Raw genomic sequence first — 25,989 nt, forward strand, 5'->3', positions numbered from 1 at the left:
AGGGTGATCTTTGCCTTTCCGCTACCTCGACTCGTTATCTTGGTGTCATGCCCAGATTTGCCGAGTTCGATGTGGAAGGCCTGCGTAAATCCAGCGCCGTCGCCGACTTTCCCTGGTCAGAGACGTGGGTCACGTTGATCCGCGTTGATGCCAAGGGAGTTGTGCGGCAAGCCAAGTCGTTGACCGAGAAAGCTTCTTTGCTGACTGTCGCGTCAGACAAGGACTTGGTCATCGCGTCCTGCCCCGAGATTTACGCGGTCGACGACCTGGTGGCGGCCCGTGCCGCTGTCAGGGCTTCGGTCGCACGCGAAATGATCCCAAGCCTCGGATGAATGACTCCCGCCACTCGGGCTCAGCGGCGAGCACGAGTTCCGGGAATCGCCGAAGGAGCGTTCCGAACGCGATCTCGCCCTCGATACGCGCGAGCCGTGCCCCCACGCAGTAGTGGATCCCGTGACCGAACCCGACGTGTGGGTTTCGACCCAGCTGCAGCACGTCCGGATCTGAGTACCGGGACGGATCCCGGTTCGCCGCCCCAAGTGAGACGGTGACCTGCGAAGATCTCGGAATCGTGACCCCTCCGATCACCACGTCGGCAGTGGCGACACGACCCAGGCCCAACGCGAACGGACCGTCGTGGCGCAGGAACTCCTCGACGGCCTCCGGAATCAGGATCGGATCGTCGACCAGCGACCGCTTCAGGGCGGGATCGCGCAGCAGGGCGAGCACACCGCTGCCGATGAGCTGCGAGGTCGTCTCATGGCCTGCTGTGATGAGCAACACAAGTGTGCTCACGAGGTTCGGCTCGTCGCGGAGCTCGGTGATGACGTCGTCACCGGGCTCCTTGGTGTGCACGAGATCCTGCGCGTACGCCGTGAACCTGCCGTAGGCCTCGGCCATCGTCGCCGGTGCGAGCAGCTCCGCGGTCAGCTTCCGGACCACGTCTCTGTCCTCTTTGGGCACACCTAGGAGTTCACATATGACAGTGATCGGCAGCGGATAGGCGAACGTCTCGATGACGTCCACCTCCTCCGCGCCCTGCCACGCGTCGAGCAGCTCGTTGGCGATCTCCTCGATGCGTGGCCGTAGCGCTTCCATCCGCCGTGTGGAGAACGCGCGCGCGATGGGCTTGCGCAACCGGGTGTGCTCCGGTGGGTCGGTGTGGTTCAGCATGCCGCCGGGCATGATGGTGCTGCTGAGATCAGGGTGGCTGAGGGCTTGCACGACGTCGTCGTAGCGGCTGATCATCCACGACCTCTGGCCGTCCGGGGTCTCGATCAGCGCGGGACCCCGCTCGCGCCACTCGTCGAAGTACGGGGTCGGATCGGTGAAGAAGCTCATGCGGTCATCGTGGTGTTCGCGCTGCTCAGAGGCATGAGTAGGCGATCACCCATCTTGGCGGCGCGGATCACCTAGCCTGACGGGGTGGGGTGGCCGTTCGTGGGGAGGGACGCCGAGCTCACCGCGGTCAGGCGTGCGGTGCGCAGTGCCGGGCTGATCGTGGCGGGTCCTGCCGGAGTGGGCAAGACACGGCTGTTGGACGAGGTCGAGTGCGACGTCCGGCTGCGTGCGACAGCGGCGATGTCGGAGATTCCACTCGGCGTGATGGCGCCCTTCTTGTCATCGGTCGATCCCTCGCCGTTGGCGATGTTGACCGCCGCACGGACCGCGTTGCGCGATCGCATCGTGGTGGTCGATGACGTTCATCTGCTCGATGACGCGTCAGCAGGACTGCTGCACCAACTCGTGCACCACCGGGAAGCCGTCGTGGTGGCGACGCTGCGCTCGGGCGAACGCGCGCCGGAACCGGTCGTGGCGCTGTGGAAGGACGAGCTGCTGCCTCGCATCGAGCTCGAGCCGCTCGGACGTGCCGCGGTCGTCGAGGTGCTGGAGACCGTGCTCGGCGGAGTGCTGGACAGCGCGACGGCCGATCGGTTGTGGACGGCGTCAGCTGGAAACATGTTGCTGCTGCGAGAGATGCATTTCGCTGCGCAGTGGGTGTCGCACGGCGGCGTGTGGTCGTTGGACGGCCCGCTGCCGTTGTCGCCACGGCTGGTGGAACTGATCGAGGTTCACCTCGCAGGGGTGCCCGCCGAGGAACGCCGGGTGCTGGAGCTGCTCGCGTTCGGCGAACCGCTGGACCTGGCCGCGTCGGAGGCGTTGGACGGGCTCGTGACCGTGACCGATGAGGGACTGAGGCTCGCGCATCCGTTGTACGGAGAGGTGTTGCGCGCGCAGTGCCCTCCCCTGCGCAAGCGCAACCATCAGCGGTACCTGGCTTCCGTGCTCGACGATCCGTTGCGAGTAGCCGTGTTGCGTCTGGACAGCGGTACGGCAGACGATCCCGCACAGCTGCTGAGAGCCGCGAATCTCGCCAGCGCGACGGGTGGTGTCGTTCTCGCAGAACGGCTCGCACGTGCCGCATGGTCTGTCGGTGGTGGTGTGGAGGCGGCACGGCAGTTGGCTTACGTGCTGGTGTTCACGGATCGCGCGGAGGAAGCCGAGGAGGTCTTCGCGTCGGTGGCGACCGACGACGACCCGATCGAGGTCCGCACCATGCGCGCGATGAACCTCGGATGGGCGCTCGGGCGCACCGAGGAAGCCGCGGAGATGATCGTGATGCCAGCGGGCAGGGCCGCGCTCCTGTTCTTCGCAGGCAAGTACGACGAGGCTCGTGCGCTGCTCTCGGACGCCGATCCGGGTGAGGCGGCGATCCTCGCGATGATCGACGTGGTGCAGGGCAGGTACACGGGGCCGTTCCCGGTCGTCCCGCCGAATCCCGAGGTCGGTCTGGGCGCCGAGATGAACGCGTTCTCCGAGGTGTTCGTGCACGCCTTGCACGGTGAACTGGCTCGTGCGGAACGTCTTGCCGTGCAAGCGCATCGGGAGAAGGCCGAGTGGGATTCCATGCGGTCGAGCTGGGCCGTTTCGTGTGCCGGCCTGGCACGGGCGGGTGGCCGTTTGCTCGAAGCGCGGCGCTTGCTGCGAGAGGCGCGGCCCGTGCAGCCGTTCGTGCGGCTCTGCGAACTGGCCCACGTGGAATCGTTGCTGGGCAACGACGCGCGTGCACTGCTCGCTGAAGCGGAAGAGCTGGCGCCGCCAGGAATGCGCCCGTACGGCATCGGACTGTGGCAGGCGCGGATCTGGGCGGGTGGAACGTCGCCGTTCGAGGCGGCGCAGGACGCTCGGGCGCATACCGAGTTCGCTGCCGAGGCGGTGTTCCTGCACGAGGCCGTCCGGCTCGGACACGCCTCTGACGCCCTCGAAAGGCTGCGGGAGCTCGCCTCCACGACGACCGGGCTGCTGGTCCCGGTGTACGCCGCACATGCGGAGGCGTTGGTGCGCAACGACTCCGGAGCGTTGGAAGAGGTGGCCGCGCGGTTCGAGAAGGCCGGGTACGTGCTGTTCGCGGCGGAAGCTGCCGCAGCGTCAGGCAATCGCGCGCTGGCCGGGCGGCTGATCGGCCTGTGCGAGTACGCACGGACGCCCGCGTTGGCGAGGATGACGCTGACGTCGCTCACCCGCCGTGAGCGCGAAGTGGCCGTGCTCGCCGCACGGGGTCTGACGAACAAAGAGATCGCCGAGTCGTTGGTGATCTCCGTGCGGACCGTCGACAACCACCTCTCCAACGCCTACGCGAAGCTCGGCATCACGACCCGCGGTGAGCTCGCGTTGGTCCTTACGGATGACCTCGGCGGCCGGGGATAACGCTCGGCACGGGTCCGAACGACATTCCGGCATGAGCAACGGGTACGCGGTAGTCGACGTCGAGACCACCGGACTTTCACCTGGTCAGCACCACCGGGTTAGCGAGGTCGCCGTCGTGCACCTCGACGCGTCCGGCCGCCGGGTGGACGAGTGGTGCACGCTGGTCAACCCGCGCCGCGACCTCGGCGCCCAGCACGTGCACGGCATCAGCGCCGCGGACGCCCGGCGCGCGCCCGAGTTCGCCGGTATCGCCGGTGAGCTCGCCGCGAGGCTGTCGGGACGGGTGCTCGTCGCGCACAACCTGTCGTTCGACCTGCGGTTCCTGCGGGCCGAGTTCGCGAGGCTCGGCCACGAGCTCTTCGCGGAGGGGCTCTGCACGATGAACCTCGCCGGCCGGTATCTCGGTGCCACGTCACGGTCGCTCGCCGCGTGCTGCGAGGTGGCCGGCGTGCCGATGGGCACCGCGCACTCCGCGCTGCACGACGCGCGGGCGTCCGCGGGGCTGCTGGCGCGTTGCCTGGACCGCGTCGGGGACGTGGAGCCGGTGCGCCTGACGGTGCCGCGAACCCTGAACGCGTTCGCCGTGCAGCGCAGTCACCCCCACGGAGCCGAACAGCACTTCCTGTCGAAGCTCGTGCGGCTGCTGCCTCGGGTGGAGACCGCGTCGGGCGACGAGTACCTCGACGTGCTCGACCGGGCGCTGGTCGACCGGCACCTGACGCTGGAGGAACAGGAAGAGCTGCTCGAAGTGGCTCGTGCGCTCGATCTCGGCCTGCCGCAGGTGATGGAGCTGCACCGCGGCTACCTCGCCGCGCTCGCCGACGCCGCCTGGGAGGACGGCCGGGTGACCGCGGACGAGGAGGCGGACCTGCGGCTGGTCGCGTCGTTGCTCGGCGTGGACGTCGCCGGGGTGCTGCGCAGGCCGGTACGGCTCTCGCCGGGTGATCTCGTCGTCTTCACCGGCCAGATGCGCGAGGGCCGTGACGTCTGGGAGAGCCGGGCGCTGTCCGCCGGGCTCACCGTGAAGGCGGGCGTGACGAAGAGGACCGCGGTGGTGATCGCGGCGGACCCGGACTCCATGTCGGGCAAGGCGGACAAGGCGCGCACGTACGGGATTCCGGTCGTGTCCGAGGACCTGTTCGCCGGTCTGCTCGGTCAGCTGAGCGGGTCGGCATGAGCGCGATGGACCGGGTGGCCGCGCTCATCCAGGAACGCAACCGCATCGACGCCGAACTGTCGGCGTGCATCGGGCGGCCCGCGTTGACCGGGCACCTCGGTGCGTGGATCGCGGCGCAGGTATTCGGCGTCAGCGACGGCAGGCTCGGCGACGGCCGGACCGTGGGCGTCCGGTGGTACACGAAGCGGGAAGGCCTGCTGGACATGAAGGAGCAGGGACCGGACTTCTACCTCGTGCTGGCCGGGCCGAAAGCCGAGCCGGTCGGTTCCCGTGGCACGACCAGGCCGTTGGTCGTCGACGCGGTCTACCTGTTCGACGCGGCGACCGTGGTGGCCGACCTCCGGTCACGTGGCGTCAAGATCAGCACTCAGGCCAGCGTGCGCACGGAACTGTGGGACGCCGCGGAGATCTACCCGCGGCGCAACCCGTCGTTCCAGCTAACTTCCGAGCAACGCGAACTGCTGGCGTTGTTCGGAAGTTAGTCATCGGCCGTGAGGCTGTGCCCGTCCCACGTGAAGCGCACGGTCGTCACGGCGTCGTCTCCGTCCGTGCCGGTCGTGAGCTGGTGGATGGCGATGCCGGTCAGCTCCCGGTAGTCGCACCACTCGTGGTCCGACGTGAGCACCAGGTCCAGGTCGAAGTTGACCAGCAGTTCCAGCAGCTGGCCCCGGTTGGTGGCGTCGACGCCGACGAAGACCTCGTCCAGCAGGATCAGGCGGGGTGCGGTCGGGGTGGCGTGGTAATGCGCGGCCGCCGCGGCGAACAGCGGGAGGTGCAGCACGATGGCCTTCTCGCCGCCGGACAGGGCGCCGTGCACCCGTTTGGTGACCGGGACCCAGCCTTCGCCTCTGTCCACCTTCACGACGAACTGGTGCCACGTCGTGTAGTCCAGCACCTGGGCGAGTTGTTGTTCCCAGCCCGTTGCGGAGTCGTGCGCGCGTGCTTCTTCCACGCGCTCGCGGAAGAACTGGTGCAGCAACGCGCGTTCGTCGTCGTTCAGGTCTGATCGCAGCAGGAGATCGCGGGCCTCTCGGGTGCCCGGCGGTAGCTGGGGATCCACCTGCCAGTCGAGCTGCACGCGGATGCCGGACGCGGTTTGGACGCGCTCCAAGCGTTGGTTCATGGTGCCGACCAGCTCGGAGGCGCCCTGGATGCGTTGGGCGATGTGCCTGCGCGTGTCGCCGGTGAGGGTCTGGTCGAAGAGGTCGCGTTCGACGTCCGTGATGTGCGTGCACACGCGGTCGCGTTCGGCCTGCAACCTCTGAAGCAGGGCGTGCGCACCCATGCGCACGCCGTCCAGCGTTGCGGTCAGAACCGTGACGTCGTCGTCGGGGTCGAGCGACAGGTCGATGCGGCCTGCCAGTTGCTGCCGGGCCTGGTGCACGGCGAGACCGAGGCGGGACTCGAAGTCGCGGATCAGGCGCGGATCCACGATGTCGTCGGGCACCTCACCGGCGTCGGCGGGCAGGTGGCCGCTGGTCAGATGCCGGTAGCGGGCATCGGCCGCGTCACGCGCGACAGTGGCTTCCGCGGCACGTGCGGTGTCGGTCTTGCGCTTTTCCTCCAACGTGCCGAGTGTGCGCGCCAGACCGGTTTGCTTGTCCTGGAGCGTTTCGCGTTCCTCGGCCAACGTGAGCGCCTTGGCGCGCAACGTGATGAGCTGCTGGTCGAGGGCGTGGAACTCCGAGCCGGCGGAACGTTCGACGGTCTCCAGCGTGATGGCGAGGTCGGCGGCTTCCTGGTGACGGGCTGCCGACGTCTCCTCGGCCTCGTCGGCCAGCGCGCTGCTCACCGACGCACGGTTGCCGGCGTCGATCGACAGCGCTTCCGCGGCGAAGGCGTCGTGACGGTCGTCGAGCCAGCAGTGGCCCGTGCTGCCGAACGCGGCCAGCACCTCCAGGTCGGGCACCTCGGTGCTCAGGGTGTGCCGGGCGACGGCGGCCTCCGCGTCGGAGACCCGCCTGGTCGCGGCCGCGACGGCGTCCTTCCTCGCCGCGCACCGCAGCTGGGCCTTCGTGCGCTGGTCCTCGGCGATCTCGATCGGGTCCGCCGAGGGTTGCCGGGCCAGTTCGCCGGCCAGGGTCGCCCGGCGCACCGCGATCTGGTTCAGCGCGGCGTCCACACCGGACAGATCGGTGGCGAGCTGTTCGATCAGCCCGGTGAGCTCGGCGATGCGGCCCGCGCGGGCGCGTTTGCGCGCGTCGGCGCCGATGTAGGTGGGGAAGGGCTTGGTCCAGCGGCCGTGCGCGTTGGCCAGGCGCCACGTCCCGTCCGCGCCGATCGCGACGGCGTGACCGGTGGCCGTCTCGCCGAACGCGATGCCTTCCAGGAACCGGTAACAGCGCTCGTCGTCGGTGACGAGCACCTCCAGCAGCGTGTAGCCGGGAGCGGGAGGCGCCAGCGTCGGTTCCACGAAACGGTCCTGGTTGGGGAGACCGAACGAGTTGTCCGCCGCGAGCCACGCGTCGAGCAGGCCCGAGGCCTCCAGCGCCGCCTCGACCGCACCGCACACGGCCGTGGGCGTGCCGGGGCGGAAGTCGACCAGACGCCACAACGGAGCGCCTGCGGCGGAAACGCGGTAATCGTCGGCGCGTGTGTACGGCGCGGGCGGCGGCACGTCGACCTGGTTGGCGAGCTTCTCGCGGATGGAGTTGTACTGCGCGAGCTGGCCGTTCAACGCCGTGCGCGTCTCGTCCAGGCGCGCCTCGATGCGGCTGAACTCCTCGCGGGCGAGAGCGGCGGCCTCGACGATCTCGCTGTGTTCGGACACGTTCAGCTCGGAACAGCCGTGCGCCCACGTCTCGAAGTCCGCGCCGAACTTCGCGAACGCTTGGTCGAACGCCTGCTGCGCCGCGACCTCCGCCTCCGTGGCGAGGTCGAGCTCGTCACGGGTTTCCTCAAGGCGTTGGCGTGCGGCGTCCCGTGCGTCGACGACCCTCTCGTGCGCGGCAACGGCACGCATGATCGAGCTGATCTCGGTGGAACGGGAGTCGACGGCGGCGGTGAGCAGCTGCCGTCCCGCCCGCGCGTCTGCGCCCGACTCGATCTCCTCGAACACCGACCGCATACCGGCGTGCTCGGCGGCTTCCCGTGCGATCACGACGGAACGCCGCAGCTCATCGGCGCGTGCGGCCGCGTCCGCCTTTGCCTGCCCGGCCTGTTCGTCGTCGGCAACGGCCCGTGCGCGCAGTTTCGCGGCGTGCTCGGCGGCCTCCGACGCGCGCAGGGTCGCGGCGGAAAGCTGCTGCCGCAACAGGTCGAGCTGCTTGCCCTCCTGGTAGGCGGGCAGGTCGGAGATGCCGGAGATCTCCGCGTCGACCGCGCTCGCCTCGCGTCCCAGCGCCGCGAGCTGGTCGAACGCCTCGTCGGTCAGCGTGATCTGGCGCTGGTAACGCCGTTCGCTCATCCGCGCGGCCCGCGTCAGGTCCTCGAGCTGTTCGGTCGACGACTCCAACGCCCTTGCGGCCACTCCAAGAACGCGCTGGGCGTAGACGCGCTGCACGTCCGCGAGCCGTTCGGCGGTGGTGATCTCCTCGTCGAGCCGCCGCAGCCCCTCGCGCTGACGGTCGAGCCGTTCGAACCCCTCGGCGATCTCGGTCAGATCGGACTGGTCCAGCGGCGGAAGTGCCTTGGACAGCAACGAGGACAGCACGCTCGGGTCGAGCCGCTCGGACAGCTTCGGCGTGCGCAGCTGAAGCAGCGCGGTGATCAGCGAGTCGTACCGTTGCTCGGTCACGCCGGGGAACAACGTTGTCCGCACCGTGTGGCGGTAATCGGCCGGTGAGGCGTGCACAACGCCGTGTTCACCAATCGCCGCAACGAGATCGGTCTTGGTCAACGGGCGCCCGGCCTCGTTCACCAGCGCCAGATCGCCGACCCGCAGCGACGTCGTGAAGTACGTGGCCGAGACGTTCGACGTGTTCGTGGTGGCCTGAAGCCGCGCACCGCACGTGAACCACTGCTCGCCGTGCTGGAACTCCAGCCACACGTACCCGACGCGCGTGCTGCCCTGGTTGCCCTCGCCCATTAGGTTCCAGTGCATCGTGCGGTCCGCGCTGCCGAACGTCGACAGCCGGTGCGGACGCAGGTTCGCGTCGAACAGATACGGCAGCAGCAGCTCGAGCGCCTTCGACTTGCCCGTGCCGTTGGGACCCCGGAGCAGCAGTCTGCCCTGGTAGAACGAGAAGATCTCGTCGTAGTAGCGCCAGACGTTGATGATGCCGGCGCGGCTGGGTTGCCACCGGTCAGTCATTGAGCTCCTCGACCGCGTACCTGGCTGCGGCGGGCAGCCTGTGAACGGTGCCGTTCTCCGTGCGAGCGAGCCCGAACATGTGCAGCAGTTCGAGCCCGTCCGCCGCGAGTCTGCCCGCGCCACCGTCCGACTGGTAGGCGTTGGCCCACGTGCGGAACTTCGTGAGCAGCTCGCGTGTTTCCTCGACCAGATCCTCGGTGGCCGCCGGACCTTGTGCCAACCGGTCGAGCAACAACAACGCGGCGACCTTCGCGTTGTTGTCGTCGTCCGGGAACCTCGTGTCCGTGGCGATCGCATCGGCGTCCACCACGAGATAACCCTCGGCGCGTTCCTCCAGCGTGCAGCCGGCGAGCCCGATGCCCGTCTGGACGACCTTGCGCCCGGCCGGTGAGGCCAGGAACGCGAGTTGGCTCGCGTTCAGCTCTTCCTTGTAGACCACGGGATCGTCGATGAGCCTGCGCATCACGGAGTGCCGTTGCCACAGGCTGCGATGCGCGTTGTCGTAGCGGGTCTCGCGGGTGAGGTCCGCGATCGTGTCCACTGTGGAGGGCGGGACCGGCGCGGCGAGAAGGCGCGTGATGAGCGTCGGGTCCGCGCGGACGTGCTCGTCGGTCTCGACCGCGCCGTGTTCTTCGAGGAACGTCAGCACGTCGTTGAACGCGTTGCGGTCGCTGCGCCTGGCCGGGTCGAACTGGATGCCGTCAGTGGCCGCGTGCTTCGTGCGCGTGGTCAGCTCGTCGAGCGTCATCGTCGGCGTGGCCAGCAGTTCCGCGCACACGAGACACAGCAGGATGTACCGCCGCCGGTCGAACGCCGGTCGCGTGCGATCAGGCCGTTGCGTGGTCTTGAACAGACGCGCGTATCCGGCGCGTGGCTCGACGTGCACACGCCAGCCGCAGTAGTAGTCGAACCACTTCACGATCGGTTCGCGGCGCCTTCTGATGAGGTCGAACCCGTCGTGGTCCAGCCTCGCGGTCAGCAACGGACGCGCGAGCAGCAGACGAACACCACGCGCCACCTCTTCGCTCTCCAGCCGTGCGAGCTGGTTCCCCGTGCGGCTCATCGGCTCTGCACGTCGATCACGTAGTCGGGCCCGCTCAGCGTGCCCTTCTGGGTGGTCATGGTCGCCCAGCCACGCGCGTTGCGCAGGTTGATCTGCATCCGCCCGTCACTCGTGCCGGCGGTGCGCGTGCCCGTGCTGTCCGGATCGCTGCCGAGCGCCCGCCCGACCAGGTCGATCAGCCGGTGGAACGTGTCGTGGTCGAGGTTGGTGAGCGTGGAGATCCGGACTGCTCCGTCGGTCTGGATCTGCGACCAGGCGTATTCGAGCTCCTCGCGTTCCTTCTGCGCCCGTTCGCGGCGGTTGCGGCGCACCTCGTCGACGTTGCGGACCTTGCCGGTGGCGCCGATGTGCTCCTGCTTGCCGGTAGCGCGCAGCTGCGGCGACACGGGCACCGGCGGCGTGTTGTGCCACGCCTCGCCGCTCGGCATCAGCTCACCGTCGGCGTGCGCGAGGTGCGCGTGCCGAGCGGACCACAGCCCGAACGCGGCGTTGAACAGCTCGTGCGCCTCGTCCTCGGTCTCGGTCCTCGCGAACCACCGCGCCAGCGCCCGGAAGTCCGCCGCTGTGTTCGTCGGCTTGCGCTGCTCGCTGATCCGGTCCAGCACCCGGAGCAACTGCACGATCGCCTTGCGCGACACGTCCTGCAGTTCGTCGACGCGCGGCGGGTTGTCGTGAAACCAGCTCTTGAGGCTGCTCCAACGCTCTTTGCGCTGCTGAAGCCACAGCTCGTCGTGGAGGAGGCCGGCGCCGTTGCGCGCGCGTTCGTGCAGCTCGGTCGCGTCGATGCTCGCGATGGTGTCGCGGATCTTCTGCTTGCGCGCGTCCAGGTCCGCGATGAAGTCGCGCAGGTAGGTGACCGTCGTGCGCTTGACGTCCTGGAACGTGGCGAGGTCGGTCTGCTCGTCCCTCAGGAGTCTTTGCAGGTCGGCGTTGAACCGCGTCGTGCCGGTCTCGAAGGCTTCGAGGTGACCTTCGAGCTGGGTGAGCGTGGTGAAACTGCCGCGGTCGTCCAGCGGCCTGCTCAGGTTGTCGAGGTGGGTCGCGATCGCGTCGAGCACCGCGGTCTGCAGCGAACCGTTGCTGCTGAGGGTGTCGAGCGCCTGTTTGACGCCCGCGAACGCGGCCTCGCCGAGCTTGGTGAGCCCGTAGCGGTTCTGCGTCGCGTCCAGCAGGCCCCACCCACGGAGAGCGTTGAGGGACGCCTGGAGCTCGTCGTCCGTCACCTGCTCGGACCAGCCGACGGAGCGGAGCCGTTGCTGCACGTCATCGGCCGTGAGGACGGTCTGCAGGCGCTCGTTCGCCACCCCGAACACGCGCATCACTGCAGTGTGCAGCTCCGCGTGGGCGGTCGTGGTGAAGCGGAACAGGTCCGCGGGCACCCGTGGAAACGTCGTCACCTGTGCCACCGTAGCTGGCGTTGTAGGGCTTTCGGGTGACAGGGCGGGCGGCTATCAAGACGACAGATCGTTCAGGAGGTCGTCCAGCACGAGTTCCTCCTCGATACGACGGTTCGTGTGGCTCATCGCCGTCGCCAGAGCAGGATCCCAGCGTGCTTCGACCGGTGCGCCGGTCAGCGGACGGCCCTCACCGGCAGCGAGGTAGGACGCGGTGTCGAAGCGCCACGGCGTGAAAGGCACGCGATCGTGCAGCACGTTGGCGATGCGGACGCCGCCCCAGTCGAAGTCGCCGTGGTAACGCAGGGTGCCGTGCGCGGAGACGATCAGGCGGAGCAGATGCATCACCGCGGCGCTGGGCTGACCGCTGGTGCACACCAACGGCGGGCAGGACGGCCCGAGGTGGTCGGCCGCGGTCGCCACGACGACCGGGTTCTCGCAGACGAACACGTCCAGTGCGGCCAGACGTGGAGGATCACGGACGAGCTGGCGCAGGGTGAGGTGCACCGGTTGACCTAGCCACGCTTCCAGGCCTTGATGGCCGCCGAAGCCCAGGGTGATGACCGTGGTGGACAGCTCGTCGCGCATCAGGCCGACCGATGCCCACACCTCTCGACGCCATTCGGCGCCGCTGCCGTCCGGCAGACCGCTCAGGACGCGTGCGGCCCGAAGTGCCAGCGTCGCCAACGGACGATCATCGTCCAATGAGTGGGCATCACCGGTTAGTCGTGCGGCGAATCGTCCGATCGGCTCGCCGGGCGACGGCAGGTTCGTCACGACGACGTTCACCTTGGTCAGCAGGTCGGCCGCGGCCTGTGGAGTGGCAGTGAGGCGTTTGACCAGGCCGCTCAGACGCAGCGAGAGTGCCCACGAAGCGAGACGTGGATCGTCCAGCTGGTCGGTGAGTCGATGGACCTGGAGATCACCGAGCTGCTGGCCACCTCGCTGCTGGTCCAGGCCACCCGTGCGATGGTGGCCGAAGGCAGCCAGGCCACTCGGGCCGGAACGTCTCGCACCCGGTCGTTCCGGCAGTCCTTCCCGGTCTCGTACGCCACGCGCATCGGGGAACGGCTGGGCGAGGCCGGTGTCCTGGCGCACGATCCGGTCGAGGACGAGCGACTGTTGCCAGTGCTGGCCGAGCGGTCACGAGTGGTCGAGGAGACGTTCGACAAGATGTTCAGCGATCTCGTCCACAGGTCGGCGACAGTCACCAACGGTGCCAGGTGGGAAGCGGGCCGGGCGGCCGCCGATCGCGCGGACATCACTGTCGGGCGCCAAGCCGTTGACGCCTGAGCACCACCGGCTCGACTCGCCGGGGCTTGATCACCTGATGTCGAGCAAGCGTGTCGGCCGGGTCAGCAGCGAGGAGTCGCTGGTGAACCTCTGCTGCACGCCGTAGGCGTCAGTGACGATCGCGCTGCAGCTCCAGTGGGTGCCCAGGACGAGCCAGTTGCGCTCGCATTGGATGTTCTCGGTTTGGGCGACCGCGGCGCCGTACGCGCACAGGGCGAACCAGTCAGCGTTGGTGACGTCCTTTCACACCACCGGGTTCTTGTCGCGGAACATGCGGAACGTGATGAAGAGCGCGACTACCGGAATGCCCATGAGGGACAGCATGTACGCGACCTTGTTCGGGTCTCTGCGTTCGGCGAGCGCCCACTCCGCGCTCGCCTGGGAAGACCGCCCGGAACGTACGCGGTTGTTGGTCATCGGCACGCGGTTGCCGATGTCGGCTGGCGTGAGCGAGGAGTTCTTGTTGCTGTACGGGTACTGCCTTCCATCGTCAGCGACGATGGTGGCATTGCAATGCCAGAGGGCGCCAAAGGCCCACCAGTTGCGTGCGCACGAGATTCTCTCCGCGTAGCCCTTCGGATCGCCGCCTGAGCCAGCTTCGCCGTCGAAGAACAACGTGCCTGCGTGGGCGGTGTACAGGGCGACGATCCAGAGAACGGCGGCGATGGCGATCCGCCTCGGTTTGGTCACGAGCCTTCCTTGTGGCCGCCGCCTTCAGCCTTGTTCAGCTCTTTCGACAGTTCCTTCGCCGGATGGACGAGGTCGCCCCAGTTCGGCATCAGGTGGCTGATGTCCCTGCTGGACACCGCGCGCACCCAGTTCTGGCCGTCGAGCAGGCCCTTGCTCATCGGCGCGTCCACCCGGTCGGCTGCTCGGCCGAGGCCGGACTGGGGGTCGCCCATGTTCTCCTTGCGCGTGGTCAGAGGGGGCTGGTTCATCGTCTCGTAGAAGTCCTTGACCGCCTGCTTGCGAGCCGGGCCGTTCTCCTTCACGCGGGCTGCCCAGTCGTCGACCTTCTGGGTGGTGCGCTGGGCGATGTCGTCGACTTTGTTCATCGCGTTGTCGACACCGTCTTGGATGCGCCTGCTCGCGTTGCCGAGGCCGTCACCGATGTTGTCGAGAGAGTCGGCCCTGGACACCCTCGTTGCCGAGTCGGAGGCGAGCTCTGCCGCCCGCTGGTTGCCGTAGCGGCTGTTCGGCATCTGCCTGCTCAGGGCCGCGAGGTCGTCGGCTTGCTTGCGCATCGCGGTTGCGGCTTTCTTCGCCAGCGAGCCGAGCTTGTCCAACGCTTTGAACAACTTGGCGACGAACCGGGCGATCTTGGTGCCGATCTCGACTGCCTTGGTGACGGCTCGGGTGATGAAGGCCGCGATGGAGGCGCCCGCGGTCGGGATCGCCGACGCAGCGGCCGGAATGCCCCACATCAGCAGGGTGCCTGCCAGGTCGGCCAGCAGATCGCGAATCAGCGCCCTGGTCGCGGCGACTACCGCGCCGGCCACCTTGATCTTGTTCGCGGCGGACGAGGCGGCGGCCGCCGACCCGCGGAGTTGCGCCGCGAGATTGGTGCAACGGGTGCCATAGGCATCGGCGGCGTCGCCCGTCCACTCGACGAGCGTCTTGGCATGGGACTCGTAGGCGTTGGCCTCGTCGCTCAGGCGTTTGGAGATGTTCTCCCAGGTGGTGCCGATCGCTTCGATGGCCGGTGGATCACCCATGAGCTTGTCGAACGGTTCCCGGATGAAACCGACGTTCTCGATGATCCAGCCCACGACCGACGAGGCCAGCGTGCCCAGCGGGTCGGTGAGGAAGCCGGCGACGTCCAGTGCCAGCGCGGCCCCGTCGATGCCCAGCGCGACCGGATCGATGGTCTTGCCTTCGGCGAAGGGCATGACCAGGTCCTCGGCGGTGTCGAACATGCCTGCGCCGGCGAGCCGCTTCTTGTCGTCTTCCTTCTGCGCGACCAAGGGATTGCTCATCGGTCCACCCCCTGTATGGCGGCGCGGTTGCCTTCTTCGGCCTGGCGGTAGGTCTCAGCCGTCGAGCACAACTCGTCACCGGTTGCCTCGAAGGCCTTGGGGAGGGCGGCGAGAAGGGCCTTGGCGTCGTCGAGCTCCTCGTTGAAGATCCACGACCACGCTTGGCAGAGTTCACCCATCACGTTCGGACCGAGGCTCGTCTGGGAGGCGGACACTGCCTCCTGCAGGGCGAGACCTGGCCGACGAGCATCTTGCCGTGGGCGGAGACGGTCTCGGCCTGGGTCTGGAAGCCGGTCATCGCAGCACCGAGTTTCCGCCGAAGTCGTCTTCATCGCCCTGTGGCGGTGCGGGACGCCCTGGCGCGGGCTTCGGTTCCTCGACCGTGCCCGCCGGGTCGATGACGGCGATTCCCTGTTCGACCTGTTCGCGCAGGAAGGCCATGCCTTCGCCGTCACCGAGGATAGGACGCATCGTGTCCTCGATCTTGCGGGCGGCCTCGACCTGGGCGCGGCGAATGGTGTCCATGATCGTGCGGCCCAGTGCTGTGTGGCCCAGGTCGTCGGCGCGCGGAGTCAGCTGGAGCGACTCGATGCGGCCGCCTGATCCGACGGTGATGATGACCGAGCCGTCCGGGCTCTGGGCTTCTGTGCGGGACTCGCGGAACGCGGTCTGAATGGCATCGGCCTGTTCCTGGGCTTGCTGGAGGCGCTGTTCGAAGCTCACGAGATACTGGTGCGGATCGGTCACGATCGAATGATCGCATTCGTTCGGACTCTCCGCGCACGGTTCGGCACAATGCGTGCATGGTCAAGCCGCTCGTCACTCGGGAGATGCGGGAACGCGCTCGTCGCATGCCCAACAACTGGTTGCACGTGGTCGATCCCGCCTACGACGGTGGTTCGGGCGAGTCGGTCATCGGGCGATATCTCGTGGACGCACAGGGTGAGATCACTGATCAGTACGTGCCGAATCCCCGTTATCGGGTACGGGAGATCAGCTTCGAGAACGACCTCGAGTCGTTGATGTACCTCGTGCACCGCGGGTACGCGGACAAGGCGGAACTGGTCGACGCGGTGCTGGCGGCCGAACTCGTGCTGCCCGCCGATCCCACTCTCGAACCGAGAAAGCATCTCGTCGTGCGCAAGGACGTTGTGGATGTCTTCGCGTCGGAACGAGCTCGGCCGCGTGACTGGCCGCCGCATTGGCACCGGTTCAGCGGAGTTGAGCTGGCTGTGGTCGTGGACGCGCTGGAGCAGCCGGTCACGGTGCTGGTGACCGCGCAGGGCGGGGTTCAGTTCGAGGTTCCAGGCGAGTTGCTCGTGGACGGGCTGCGTTCGGTGATCACGATGGGGTGATCCACGTGGTGGCGTAGAGCCACGAACGGGTCGCGTTGCGCCGATCGGCCTAGTCTCCCGCCCATGCGGACGAGGCTGACCCCCATGCAGCAGGCGGTGGTGGACGCCGGGCGCCCCTTGCCGCAGCTGACCGATCCGCTGGAGGTCGAGCTCCAGGTCAGCTCGTTTGCGGGGCCGTTCGCCGACAACGAGGAGTTGTGGGAGGTCGTCGTCCGGCATCTCGAGGAGGTGCCGAGCCGGCGTAGTGCGGCGTTGCTGACGGCGTTGGGGCATTTGCTTCCTGGGCGGCCAGGGGTGTGGGCGCAGGAGGCCGCGCGGCGTCAGGACGAGCCTCAGTGGGATCTGGGAGCGCTCACATTTGGCGAGTGCTGGATCGGTGATCGGTCGATCGACGCGGGATATCTGGCACTGCTGTGCAGTTATTCGTACGGGGACTCGCCGCACGCGATGGTTTTCATGATCGATGAAATCAGCGGGAGTCTCACGCGGCACGCGTTTCTCACTCGGCAGGTCGAGGAGGCGCTGGCTCGGCTGCGGGACGAGATGCGGTTGGAGCTGATCACTCCGGTGGCGGCTCACTGGCTGCTCAGCCGCAGCTACGACCGGTTCGAGCGGCGGCCTGGGCTTGGGGTGAGCATGGACGTTCATCAGACTCGGCTGGTTGCGCGCAGGAGAATCGCACTGGCGATGAACTAGGTGGCCTGTGCGAATCGCAACGTGGTGATTCATCCGACTGTGCAGAGTGTCTGTAGCTCGATCGTGGCTCGGCTATTACTGTCCGAGTTGTCGATCACAGGGCGGAGGGATGATCATGACCGCTCTACTCGGGCGCGATGATCAGGCCCTCAGTCGTGTCCCTGACCAGGCGCGGCACCCTTGGTTGTCGGTCGCGACCCAGCGCTTCGGGCAGACGACCGCGCTGAGTCAGTTGTTGCTGGGCGCGACCCTCGGCTTCGGCATGTCGTTCTGGGACGCGTTCATCGCGCTCACGATCGGGGCCGTGCTCCTCAACGCCGTGGCGATCGCCGTGGGGGTCATCGGGCAGCGGGAAGGGCTTTCCACGGCCATCCTCACTCGGTGGACCGGGTTCGGGCACGCCGGGTCGGCGGTGCTCGGGCTGATCATCGCCCTGTCGTGCACCGGGTGGTTCGGGGTGCAGACGGGGCTGGCCGGAGCGACGCTCGCCGGGGTCGCCGGGGTGTTGCCGGCGCCGGTGTGGTCGTTGCTCTTCGGCATCGCGGTCACGGTCATCGCCGCCTGTGGCGTGCGGTGGATGGCGTGGACCTCGTACGTGGCGGTGCCCGCGTTCCTGGCGTTGTTGCTCTGGCTCGTGCTGACGAACGTCAACGATGTCAGCGCTGCCATCGCCGGTCCGGCGCCGGGGCCGCCGATCGGGATGCTGACCGCGATCACGCTGGTCACCGGCAGTTTCATCGTGGGTGCGGCGGTCGCGCCGGACATGACGCGCTTCAACCGCACCGAGTGGGACGTCGTCAAGCAGACCGTTCTGGGGATCACGCTCGGCGAGTGGGTCATCGGCCTGGCCGGGGTGGTGCTCGCTCGCGGGGTCGGTACCACCGACGTCATGGGCGTCATCAGTTCGTCCGGTGGCTGGATCGGCGCGCTGATCGTGGTCACGGCGGTCTTGAAGATCAACGACTGGAACCTCTACTCCGCCTCGCTCGGGATCGTGAACCTCGTCGACGCCGTGTTCGCCATGAGGATCAGCCGGGCGCAGGTCACGGTCATGGTGGGGTGCGCGGGCAGCTTCCTCGCGGCGGCGGGGATCGTGAACCAGTTCAGCCACTTCCTGGTGCTGCTGGGCGTAGTGTTCCCGCCCGTCGCCGGGATCATGGTCGCCGAGTACTACGTCGTGCGGCGGTGGCGCAACGAGATCATCTCGACGCGGCCGCACGTGCCGCGGTCGGCGCCTTCGTGGGTGCCCGTCACGGTGGTCGTCTGGCCCGCCGCGGCCCTCGTCGGCGAACTGTTGCCGTTCGGGCAGTCCAGTGTGAACTCACTCGTGCTCGCGTTCGCGCTGTACGTGTCAGCTGGACGGCTGGACCTCCTGAGGATGCGGACGCGACGCGCCACCAACCGTAAGGTGGTCGGGGAAGCGAAGGCCGCCTGAGGGGTGCACATGCACATCGGTATCGACGTCGGCGGCACGAACACCGATGCGGTTCTCGTCGAGGGCCGGCGCGTCCTGGCCGAGTGCAAGGCGACGACCACGGCCGACGTGACGACGGGCATCATCGAGGCGGTCAGCGGACTCGCGTTCGACCGGACGGCGATCACCGCGGTCATGATCGGCACGACGCACTTCGTCAACGCCGTCGTGGAGGGCCGCGGGCTCGCGCGCACGGCGGCGGTGCGGCTCGGACTTCCCGCCACCACGGCACTTCCGCCGTTCGTCGACTGGCCGGAGCCATTGCGGCAGGCCATCGGCGGGCACGCGTACCTCTGTCACGGCGGCCACGAGTACGACGGCAGGGTCATCTCGCCGCTCGACGAGGACGAGCTGCGCGCGGTGGCCGCCGACATCGCCGCCAACGACGTGCGGTCGGTCGCCATCTCGTCGGTGTTCTCGTTGGTCAGCAACGACTTCGAACGCCGGGCCGCGGAGATCCTCACGGCCGAGGTGCCGGGCCTGCTGGTGAGCTTCTCGCACGAGATCGGGCGGCTCGGCCTGCTGGAGCGGGAGAACGCGACGATCATCAACGCCGCGCTGCGCGTGCTCGCCGAGCAGATCGCCGACGGGCTCACGGAATCCCTGACGGCACAAGGCATCGACGCCCCGCTCTTCCTCAGCCAGAACGACGGCACGCTGATGGACCTGGAGTACGCGCGCAGCCACCCGGTCGCCACGTTCTCCTCCGGGCCGACGAACTCCATGCGCGGCGGGGCGTTCCTGTCCGGAACGGACGACTGCGCGGTGATCGACGTCGGCGGCACGACGACCGACATCGGCATGCTGCACAACGGTTTCCCGCGCGAGGCCTCGTCCGAGGTGCTCATCAGCGGCGTGCGCACCAACTTCCGGATGCCCGACGTCCTGTCCGTCGGCCTCGGTGGCGGCAGTGTCGTGCGGCAGCACCGAGGACAGGTCCAGGTGGGGCCGGACAGCGTCGGGTTCCGCCTGTCCGAGCAGGCCCTGGTGTTCGGCGGCGACACGCTGACGGCGACGGACGTCGCGGTCGCGGCGGGCCTCGCCGACATCGGCGACGCGACGCTGGTGCGCCACCTCGACCGCACGCTCGTGCGGTCGGTGCTCGACCACGTCCGCGGCCGGATCGCCACGCAGGTCGACCGCATGCGCACGAGCCCGGCGCCGTTGCCCGTCGTGCTGGTCGGCGGCGGTAGCATCCTCGTACCGGACGGGATCGAGGGCGTCAGCGAGGTCATCAGGCCCGATCACCACGCGTTCGCCAACGCCATCGGCGCCGCGATCGCGCAGGTCGGCGGCGAGGTCGACCGGGTGTTCACGATGGAACCGAGACGGCGCGACGAGGTGCTCGACGCGGCTCGGCAGGAGGCCGTGGACAAGGCGGTCGCGGCTGGTGCGAGGGCGGACAGCGTGCGGATCGTCGAGGTCGAGGAGATCCCGCTGGCGTACCTGCCGGGAAACGCGAGCCGGGTGCGGGCGCGTGCGGTGGGTGATCTGCTGCTCGGCCACTAGGGTCACGCGCATGCACCTGCTCCAGCCCGACGAGGTGGACCAGCTCGCCCTGGGCGTGGTCGTGCTCGGCAGCGGGGGTGGGGGCGGCGAGCACGAGACCCACGCGTTCGCCGCGATGCTGCGGCACGAGATGCGGCAGAGCGGCCCGGTCACGGTGCTGTCGCCGGAGGAGGCCGATCCGGACGGCTACGGCGCGCGGGTCGGACTGATCGGCGCCCCTACCGTGATGATCGAGAAGCTGCCGTCCGGCCTGGAGGCCGAAGAGGCCCTGAAGGCGTTGCAGGCGCAGGACTCCACGCCCGTGACGGCTGTCATCGGGTGGGAGATCGGCGGGTGCAACGGCCTGTTGCCGCTGATCCTGGCCGCGCGGCTGGGGCTGCCGTACGTCGACGTGGACGGGATGGGGCGGGCGTTCCCGCGGGTCGACCAGACGACCTACGACGCGGCAGGCCTGCCCACGACCCCGTTGGCCATCACCGAACCCAGCGGCAACCGCGCGGTGCTCGACTCGACCGGCATCGAGAAGCTCGCGCGCACCGTGATGGTCGACTTCGGCGGCTGGGCGATGATGGTCGCGAAGCCGTTGAAGCTCGCGGACGCGGTCAAAGCGGGCATAACGGGCTCACTCGCACGTGCCCTCGAACTGGGCGGGATCTGGTCGCAGCACACGGTTCCGGTGCGGGAGCGGGCCGCGGCGTCCGGCGGTTTCCTTGTCACGCGGGGAAAAGTCGTCGAAGTCTGGCGCGAGTCGGTCGGGGACTTTCCACGCGGAACGGTGGCGCTGCGGCGGCTGGACACCGACGATGCGTATGTGCGCCTGGAGATGCAGGGTGAGTACCTCGTCGCGCTCGCGGACGGCGAGCCGCTCGTGACGACGCCTGATCTGCTGTGCTGCCTGGACGCCGAGACGGGCCACCCGCTGTCCACCGAACGGCTCAGGTTCGGCGCGGTCGTGGACGTGGTAGCGCTCCCATCACCGCCGCAATGGGTGCGAAGAGAGATGCTCGGCAGGGTCGATCCGCGGGCGTTCGGCTACGACCTCGACTACGTGCCTTTCCGGAACGCCGAGTGATCGACGACGCAGACTCCCTGACCGTGCGCGATCTGCTGGAGATCGGCGTGCTCGGCGACGCGACCCTGCTGGCGGGCCAGCGCGGCGTCGGCACCGAGGTCGCGGACGTGCGGCTGGCAGCGGACATGACGGCCGTCGAGGCGTGCTCGGCGGGCGACCTGGTGATCCTGACCGGGCACCAGCCGTACCTCGTCGAGGTGGCGCTGCGCCGGGCCTACAGCGCGGACGTGCGGGCTGTCGTCCTGGTGCGGCCGTCGACCGGCTCCTACCAGGCTCCGTCCACCGCGACGATCTCGTTCGCGAACCGGCTCGGCGTGCCGCTGCTCCAGATCGACGCGGACGACCCGCTGCTGGTCGCGGACGCGTTGCGCACGGCCGTGCGGCGTCCCGAGGTCGCGGCGGCCCGGCTGCTCAACGCCGTCACCGCGCGGCTGGGGCGCAGCAGGCCCGATCCGCGTTCGGTGATCACGATCCTGTCCGGCGAGCTGCACGTGACGTGCGCGGTGATCAGCGCGGACGGCACCGCGATCGAGGGCGTCTCCCCGCCCGGCCTGCCGCCGGACCTGCTGGCCGGTTCCGTCGCCACCACCGTCGAGATGACCGAGGGCTTCGCCGTGGCCGTGCCGGTGGAGACCGACCGGACCGGGCACGTGCACCTGTGGCTCGTCTCGCACGCCCGCGGCAGCAACAAGCGCTGGGCGGAGACCGTCCAGCAGATCAGTCAGGTCGCCTCGTGGGCGCTCGGCAACTGGGTCGCCGCGGAACGCCTCGAAACCGAGCGCCGCGCCCGTTCCCGCGGCTCACTGCTGTCCGAACTGCTCGCCTCGGGTGACGACGTGCCGCCGCAGCTCGTGCAGCAGGCCGTGCTCGCCGGGTGGCGGCTCGACGGCTGGCACACCGGCGTCCACATGGCGCCGAACCCGCCCGCGCCGGACGCGCTCGACACCGCCAACACCGAACGGCTGCGCGTCGAGCTGTCCCGCCGCGGCCTGCACGGCCAGCTGGTCGAGGGCGCGGAGGGCTGGTCGTTCTGGCTCACCAACGACTCCGAGCCGCCGCAGTCGCAGCACCGCGAGCTGACCACGAAGATCGCGCAGGTGCTGGGCGGCTGTCCGCTCGTGGCCGGCATCGGGCGCCCGCACCCCGGCGTCTCCGGCGTGGGCAGGTCGCTGGCCGAAGCGCGCGAGGCCGCGGCGATGACCGGCGTGGTGAAGGTCGTGCACATCGACGAACTGGGCGTGCGGCGGCTGCTGTCGATGGCGGCCGAGACGCCGGCGCTGGTCGAACAGGCCGCGCGCCTGCTGGAACCGCTGGCGGGCGTGGAGGACGGGCAGCTGCTGCGCACCCTCGCCATCTACCTGGACGAGGAGTCGGTGACGTCGTCGGCGGCCGTGCGGTTGAAGGTGCACCGCAACACGGTGGCGCAGCGGATCAACCGGGCCGAACAGTTGCTCGGCGTCAGCCTGCTGAACCCGGACGAGCGGCTCGCCGTCCACCTGGCGTGCAGGGCGGTCCGCGCCTCCGACGAGTGAGGTCAGGTCGGCACGAACGCGGGCAGGACGGCGTCGACCTCGAAGCCGCCGTCGTCGGTCGGGCCAGCCGTGAGGGTGCCGCCGACCATCTCGACGCGGCCACGCAGGCCGAGCAGACCGCTGCCGGAGCCGGGCAGCGCGAGGGCGGGGATGGCGGACGGCCTGGTGTTGCGGATGACCGCGCGGACGCTGCTCGGTCCACAGTGGATGGTGATCTCGGTGTGGGCGCCGGGAGCGTGCTTGTGGACGTTGGTCAGCGACTCCTGGACCACCCGGTACATGGTGCGGCGCACGGCGGGCGAGATGGTGTCCGCGTCACCGTGTTCGGTCAGCGTGATCTCCAGGCCGGTGGCGGCGGAGTCGGCGACGAGGCGGGAGAGCCGGTCGGGCAGCACGTCCGGGATGCGCGCGGCACGGCCGGACCGCAGCACACCGACGAGGTCGCGCAGTTCGGCCAACGAGTGGCAACCCGCGACGCGTAGTTCCTCCGCGGCCTTGCGCACGTCATCGTCCTTGGCGACCATGCGCAACGCACCGGCGTGCAGCACCATCAGGTTCAGCCGGTGCGTGACGACGTCGTGCATCTCGGCCGCGAGCCTGGTGCGTTCGTCCGCGCGGGCGTGCTCGGCCGTCAGTTCGCGTTCCCGGTCGGCGAGCGCCTCCACGAACCGGCGCCGTTCGCCGAGGTGAAGGCCGGTCAGGCCGGCGATCGCGATCAGGCCGGGGCCGATGAGACCGTCCGGCATCGTCCACACCGCGGAGCCGACGGACCACGTGAGGGCGTGGACGACCACGAGCCAGCGGTGCCTCGTCGTGCGGGCGGTGATGGAGTAGGCGGACACGACCGAGGCGAAGGTCGGGGTGAACAGCGCGAGGAAAGCGATTGCCGAGCCGGAGGCGACGGGGTGGGTGCGCTGCCACCACAACGCCGCCGCCGCGAGCAGGTGGATCGTGACGTAGAACGTCGTCGAGGCGGCCACGAGATGCGACGGCGCGGGCAGGGCGAACTCGCGCACGATCCCGAGCGCTGCCACGAGCAGCGCCAGCGCCAGCTCTCCGGCCCGTGTCACGCGGGTGACGATACTGCCGCTTTTGTGCCCTGGATCACCTACTGGAGCAGGGCGTTGACCCTACTTTCGCAGGTGGCGACCTACGGCTTTTCCGCCTGCCGGACGCCCGCGTCCGTTCGCTGCACTTCCTTGCGGAACAGCGCCGTCCACAGGAACGACTTGCCGAACGCGGGGGAGTCCGGCGGCTCCTCCGTCATCCGGCGCAGGTCGACCTCGGTGAGGTCCTGGAAGATCCAACGCAGGTCGTCTGGGGAGTAGCCGACGCCGCCGGACAGCCCGGACTGCCGGTACAGGTCCGCGTCCGGCGTGGCGGTGCCCTCCTCCGCGGTGAAGCAGGTGAGCGCGAAGTGGCCGCCGGGCGCGAGCACGCGGTCGAGCAGCGCGAGATAGCCGATGCGGCGGTGCGGTGGCAGGTGGTGGAAGCAGCCCGAGTCGTAGACCAGGTCGTACGAGCCCTCGGTCGCGAACGCGTCGCCGTGCCGGAACCGGACGTCCAGGCCTTCGGAACGTTCGGTGGCCCACCTGATGGCGGTGGCCGAGATGTCCACGGCGTCGACCTGGAACCCGTTGCGTGCCAGGAAGAGAGCGTTGCGGCCGGGTCCGCAGCCGACGTCGAGCGCCCTGCCCGGCGTGATCAGGCCGCGCTCCAGGTCAGCGGTCGGCTTCCGGCGCGAACAAACCGTCCAGCAACGCCATCACGTCGTCGATCGTCCGCACGTTCCGCTGCACTCAAACCCCCAGGTGGACGCGTTGCCAGTCTACCTGGAAGGGGTAGGCGGTTGCGGCCTCGTACGGTGTATGGCAACATCAGTTAGGTGATCTACTGACCCCGCTTCCAGCGCATCCGTGCCCGATTTCCCTTCGGCGGTGGGGGTCCCTCATGTCAGCTCAGTTGACGATCAAGAAAATCACCAGGAACTACGCGTACAAGCGCGTGCTCGACGACATCTCCCTGACGGTCCGGCCGGGCGAGAAGCTCGGTGTGGTCGGCGAGAACGGCTCGGGCAAGTCGACGCTGCTGCGGCTGATCGCCGGGCAGGACGTGCCGGACGACGGTGAGATCACCGTGGTGGCACAGGGCGTCGGGTATCTCGGGCAGGTGCTCGACCTGCCCGGTGACGCGACCGTCGGCGACGCGATCGACGCCGCTCTCGTCGAGATTCGCCTGCTGGAGCAGCAGATCTCTGTCGCGGCCTCTCAGGAAGAGCTCGACGAACTCGGTGATCTGCTCACGGAGTTCGAGTTGCGGGACGGCTACTCGGCCGACGCGCGGGTCGAGGCCGCGATGTTCGCACTCGGTGTGAGCGTCGGCCGCGAACGAAGGCTCGGCACGTTGTCCGGCGGGGAACGGGCCAGGCTCGCGCTCGCGGGTGTGCTGTCGGCCGAGCCGGAACTGCTGCTGCTCGACGAACCCACCAACCACCTGGACGACGAGGCGTTGTCCTGGCTGGAGAACAGGCTGCGAAGGCATCCCGGCACGCTGGTCGTGGTGACGCACGACCGGCTCCTGCTGGAGCGGGTGACCACGGCGGTCGTCGAGGTCGAGAACCGGACGATCACCCGCTACGGCAACGGTTACGCGGGCTACGTCGCCGAGAAGAGGGCGGCGCGGCAGCGGTGGGAGCAGACCTACGCGGAGTGGGTCGGCGAGATCGGGCACTGGACCGAGTGGCGCGGCACGACGGCGCATCGCGTCGCGCCGGCGCGACCGATCCGGGACCACAACAAGTGCAAGTACAACGGTGACGGCCGCCGCGTGCAGGCGTCGATCAGGACACGGGTGCGCAGCGCGTCCGAACGGCTGGAGCGACTGCGCGCCGAACCGGTGCCGAAGCCACCGGAACCGTTGCGCCTCAACGCCCCGCTCGACGCGGCGGTGCGCGAGGGTGTGGTTCTCGAGTTCGGGGAACTGAAGGTCGAGGCCGGGCAACGGTTGCTGGTGACCGGACCGAACGGCGCCGGCAAGTCGACGTTGCTCGACGTGCTGGCGGGTGTCCGCGAACCGGATCACGGCACGGTCGTCCGCAACGGTGTCATCGGGTATCTGCCGCAGGAAACCGTGGTGCGCGAACCGAAGCAGACTGTCCTGAAAGCGTTCGGCGGAAGCGGGGAGGAGCTCGAAGAGCTGGGTCTGTTGCGCCGAGTGGACTTCGCCACGCCGGTGGGCGCGTTGTCGGTCGGCCAGCGGCGGCGGCTCGCCGTCGCCCGGTTGCTGTGCCGGGAATCCGACGTGTTGTTGCTGGACGAGCCGACGAACCACCTGTCGCTCACGCTGGTGGAAGAGCTGGAAGCCGCCCTGGAGAGCTACCCCGGCGCGGTCGTCGTGGCGTCGCACGACCGGTTGCTGCGCCAGAGGTGGCAGGGGGAGGAGCTCGCAGTGGCTCGTAGCAGTCGAACGTCCTGATGGGCCGGCGGCCG

The 25,989-nt window shown here is 68.8% G+C and carries 24 protein-coding genes; 13 read left to right on the forward strand and 11 right to left on the reverse strand.

What is annotated here, in order from left to right:
• The first annotated feature begins 47 nt into the window (after positions 1 to 47).
• The gene (locus BM417_RS24740; protein WP_093598851.1) at positions 48 to 332 is read left to right on the forward strand and encodes a hypothetical protein; all 285 of its coding nucleotides are present in this window, start codon (positions 48 to 50) and stop codon (positions 330 to 332) included.
• Here BM417_RS24740 and BM417_RS24745 read toward each other — a convergent pair.
• Complete coding sequence (locus tag BM417_RS24745; RefSeq protein ID WP_093598854.1) at positions 289 to 1,341, reverse strand: cytochrome P450 family protein; 1,053 nt, start codon at positions 1,339 to 1,341, stop codon at positions 289 to 291. The genes BM417_RS24740 and BM417_RS24745 overlap by 44 nt on opposite strands.
• A gap of 99 nt (positions 1,342 to 1,440) precedes the next feature.
• Between BM417_RS24745 and BM417_RS49905 the strand changes: the two genes are divergently transcribed.
• The 3 genes from BM417_RS49905 to BM417_RS24760 are packed head-to-tail and all read left to right on the forward strand — an operon-like array spanning position 1,441 to position 5,367.
• Positions 1,441 to 3,708: a LuxR C-terminal-related transcriptional regulator gene (locus BM417_RS49905; protein WP_281251349.1), complete on the forward strand. Its 2,268-nt coding sequence runs from the start codon at positions 1,441 to 1,443 to the stop codon at positions 3,706 to 3,708.
• 31 nt (positions 3,709 to 3,739) lie between these two features.
• A complete protein-coding gene (locus BM417_RS24755; RefSeq protein ID WP_093598860.1) occupies positions 3,740 to 4,885 on the forward strand; it encodes an exonuclease domain-containing protein in 1,146 nt (381 codons plus the stop codon).
• Positions 4,882 to 5,367 (forward strand): hypothetical protein, encoded by a 486-nt coding sequence (locus BM417_RS24760; protein WP_093598863.1) that lies wholly within the window; start codon positions 4,882 to 4,884, stop codon positions 5,365 to 5,367. Before BM417_RS24755 ends, BM417_RS24760 begins: the two co-directional genes overlap by 4 nt.
• Here BM417_RS24760 and BM417_RS24765 read toward each other — a convergent pair.
• From BM417_RS24765 to BM417_RS24780, 4 genes are read right to left on the reverse strand one after another with little or no spacing between them, the layout of a single operon-like run.
• Positions 5,364 to 9,137 carry an SbcC/MukB-like Walker B domain-containing protein gene (locus BM417_RS24765; RefSeq protein WP_093598866.1) on the reverse strand — a complete coding sequence of 1,258 codons (3,774 nt, stop codon included), beginning with the start codon at positions 9,135 to 9,137 and terminating at the stop codon, positions 5,364 to 5,366. The two genes, BM417_RS24760 and BM417_RS24765, sit on opposite strands and share 4 nt — an antisense overlap.
• Complete coding sequence (locus BM417_RS24770) at positions 9,130 to 10,200, reverse strand: TIGR02678 family protein (protein WP_093598869.1); 1,071 nt, start codon at positions 10,198 to 10,200, stop codon at positions 9,130 to 9,132. The genes BM417_RS24765 and BM417_RS24770 overlap by 8 nt, the downstream gene beginning before the upstream one ends.
• On the reverse strand, positions 10,197 to 11,597 hold the full coding sequence (locus tag BM417_RS24775; protein ID WP_245822140.1) for a TIGR02677 family protein: 1,401 nt from the start codon (positions 11,595 to 11,597) through the stop codon (positions 10,197 to 10,199). Before BM417_RS24775 ends, BM417_RS24770 begins: the two co-directional genes overlap by 4 nt.
• A gap of 54 nt (positions 11,598 to 11,651) precedes the next feature.
• Positions 11,652 to 12,584, reverse strand: a complete 933-nt coding sequence (locus tag BM417_RS24780) for a TIGR02679 family protein (RefSeq protein WP_245822160.1) — start codon at positions 12,582 to 12,584, stop codon at positions 11,652 to 11,654.
• On the opposite strand from BM417_RS24780, the gene BM417_RS49310 reads away from it, so the two are divergent.
• Both BM417_RS49310 and BM417_RS49315 read left to right on the forward strand, forming a co-directional pair.
• Positions 12,504 to 12,887 (forward strand): hypothetical protein, encoded by a 384-nt coding sequence (locus tag BM417_RS49310; RefSeq protein WP_245822162.1) that lies wholly within the window; start codon positions 12,504 to 12,506, stop codon positions 12,885 to 12,887. The genes BM417_RS24780 and BM417_RS49310 overlap by 81 nt on opposite strands.
• Entirely contained in the window at positions 12,811 to 12,993 is a 183-nt protein-coding gene (locus tag BM417_RS49315) for a hypothetical protein (protein ID WP_245822141.1), read from the forward strand. Before BM417_RS49310 ends, BM417_RS49315 begins: the two co-directional genes overlap by 77 nt.
• 137 nt (positions 12,994 to 13,130) lie before the next feature.
• Here BM417_RS49315 and BM417_RS24785 read toward each other — a convergent pair whose 3' ends face one another.
• The 4 genes from BM417_RS24785 to BM417_RS24800 form a co-directional block, all read right to left on the reverse strand.
• Positions 13,131 to 13,577 carry a DUF6346 domain-containing protein gene (locus BM417_RS24785; RefSeq protein WP_093598875.1) on the reverse strand — a complete coding sequence of 149 codons (447 nt, stop codon included), beginning with the start codon at positions 13,575 to 13,577 and terminating at the stop codon, positions 13,131 to 13,133.
• A complete protein-coding gene (locus BM417_RS24790) occupies positions 13,574 to 14,863 on the reverse strand; it encodes a WXG100 family type VII secretion target (protein ID WP_093598878.1) in 1,290 nt (429 codons plus the stop codon). The genes BM417_RS24785 and BM417_RS24790 overlap by 4 nt, the downstream gene beginning before the upstream one ends.
• The gene (locus BM417_RS24795; protein ID WP_093598881.1) at positions 14,860 to 15,078 is read right to left on the reverse strand and encodes a hypothetical protein; all 219 of its coding nucleotides are present in this window, start codon (positions 15,076 to 15,078) and stop codon (positions 14,860 to 14,862) included. The genes BM417_RS24790 and BM417_RS24795 overlap by 4 nt, the downstream gene beginning before the upstream one ends.
• A 79-nt stretch (positions 15,079 to 15,157) precedes the next feature.
• Complete coding sequence (locus BM417_RS24800) at positions 15,158 to 15,610, reverse strand: YbaB/EbfC family nucleoid-associated protein (RefSeq protein WP_177320585.1); 453 nt, start codon at positions 15,608 to 15,610, stop codon at positions 15,158 to 15,160.
• A gap of 56 nt (positions 15,611 to 15,666) precedes the next feature.
• On the opposite strand from BM417_RS24800, the gene BM417_RS24805 reads away from it, so the two are divergent.
• From BM417_RS24805 to BM417_RS24830, 6 genes are all read left to right on the forward strand, one after another.
• Complete coding sequence (locus BM417_RS24805; protein ID WP_143138791.1) at positions 15,667 to 16,218, forward strand: hypothetical protein; 552 nt, start codon at positions 15,667 to 15,669, stop codon at positions 16,216 to 16,218.
• Positions 16,219 to 16,281: 63 nt separating this feature from the next.
• Positions 16,282 to 16,914, forward strand: a complete 633-nt coding sequence (locus BM417_RS24810) for a hypothetical protein (protein WP_093598890.1) — start codon at positions 16,282 to 16,284, stop codon at positions 16,912 to 16,914.
• Between the two features lie 115 nt (positions 16,915 to 17,029).
• A complete protein-coding gene (locus BM417_RS24815) occupies positions 17,030 to 18,349 on the forward strand; it encodes a purine-cytosine permease family protein (protein WP_093599376.1) in 1,320 nt (439 codons plus the stop codon).
• A gap of 9 nt (positions 18,350 to 18,358) precedes the next feature.
• Positions 18,359 to 19,897 carry a hydantoinase/oxoprolinase N-terminal domain-containing protein gene (locus tag BM417_RS24820; RefSeq protein WP_093598893.1) on the forward strand — a complete coding sequence of 513 codons (1,539 nt, stop codon included), beginning with the start codon at positions 18,359 to 18,361 and terminating at the stop codon, positions 19,895 to 19,897.
• 10 nt (positions 19,898 to 19,907) lie between these two features.
• Positions 19,908 to 20,969, forward strand: coding sequence for a DUF917 domain-containing protein (locus tag BM417_RS24825; RefSeq protein WP_093598896.1), 1,062 nt, complete (start codon positions 19,908 to 19,910; stop codon positions 20,967 to 20,969).
• Positions 20,966 to 22,501 (forward strand): helix-turn-helix domain-containing protein, encoded by a 1,536-nt coding sequence (locus BM417_RS24830; protein ID WP_093598899.1) that lies wholly within the window; start codon positions 20,966 to 20,968, stop codon positions 22,499 to 22,501. The genes BM417_RS24825 and BM417_RS24830 overlap by 4 nt, the downstream gene beginning before the upstream one ends.
• Before the next feature lie 2 nt (positions 22,502 to 22,503).
• On the opposite strand, the gene BM417_RS24835 is transcribed toward BM417_RS24830, so the two are convergent.
• Positions 22,504 to 23,571: a sensor histidine kinase gene (locus tag BM417_RS24835; RefSeq protein WP_245822142.1), complete on the reverse strand. Its 1,068-nt coding sequence runs from the start codon at positions 23,569 to 23,571 to the stop codon at positions 22,504 to 22,506.
• Positions 23,572 to 23,651: 80 nt separating this feature from the next.
• On the reverse strand, positions 23,652 to 24,221 hold the full coding sequence (locus BM417_RS24840; protein WP_093598902.1) for a class I SAM-dependent methyltransferase: 570 nt from the start codon (positions 24,219 to 24,221) through the stop codon (positions 23,652 to 23,654).
• 230 nt (positions 24,222 to 24,451) lie between these two features.
• On the opposite strand from BM417_RS24840, the gene BM417_RS24845 reads away from it, so the two are divergent.
• Entirely contained in the window at positions 24,452 to 25,975 is a 1,524-nt protein-coding gene (locus tag BM417_RS24845; RefSeq protein ID WP_093598904.1) for an ABC-F family ATP-binding cassette domain-containing protein, read from the forward strand.
• The last annotated feature ends 14 nt before the right edge of the window (positions 25,976 to 25,989 follow it).

Origin of the sequence: Lentzea waywayandensis, from assembly GCF_900115955.1 — a bacterium.
In the GTDB taxonomy this organism is placed as follows: Bacteria; Actinomycetota; Actinomycetes; order Mycobacteriales; family Pseudonocardiaceae; genus Lentzea; species Lentzea waywayandensis.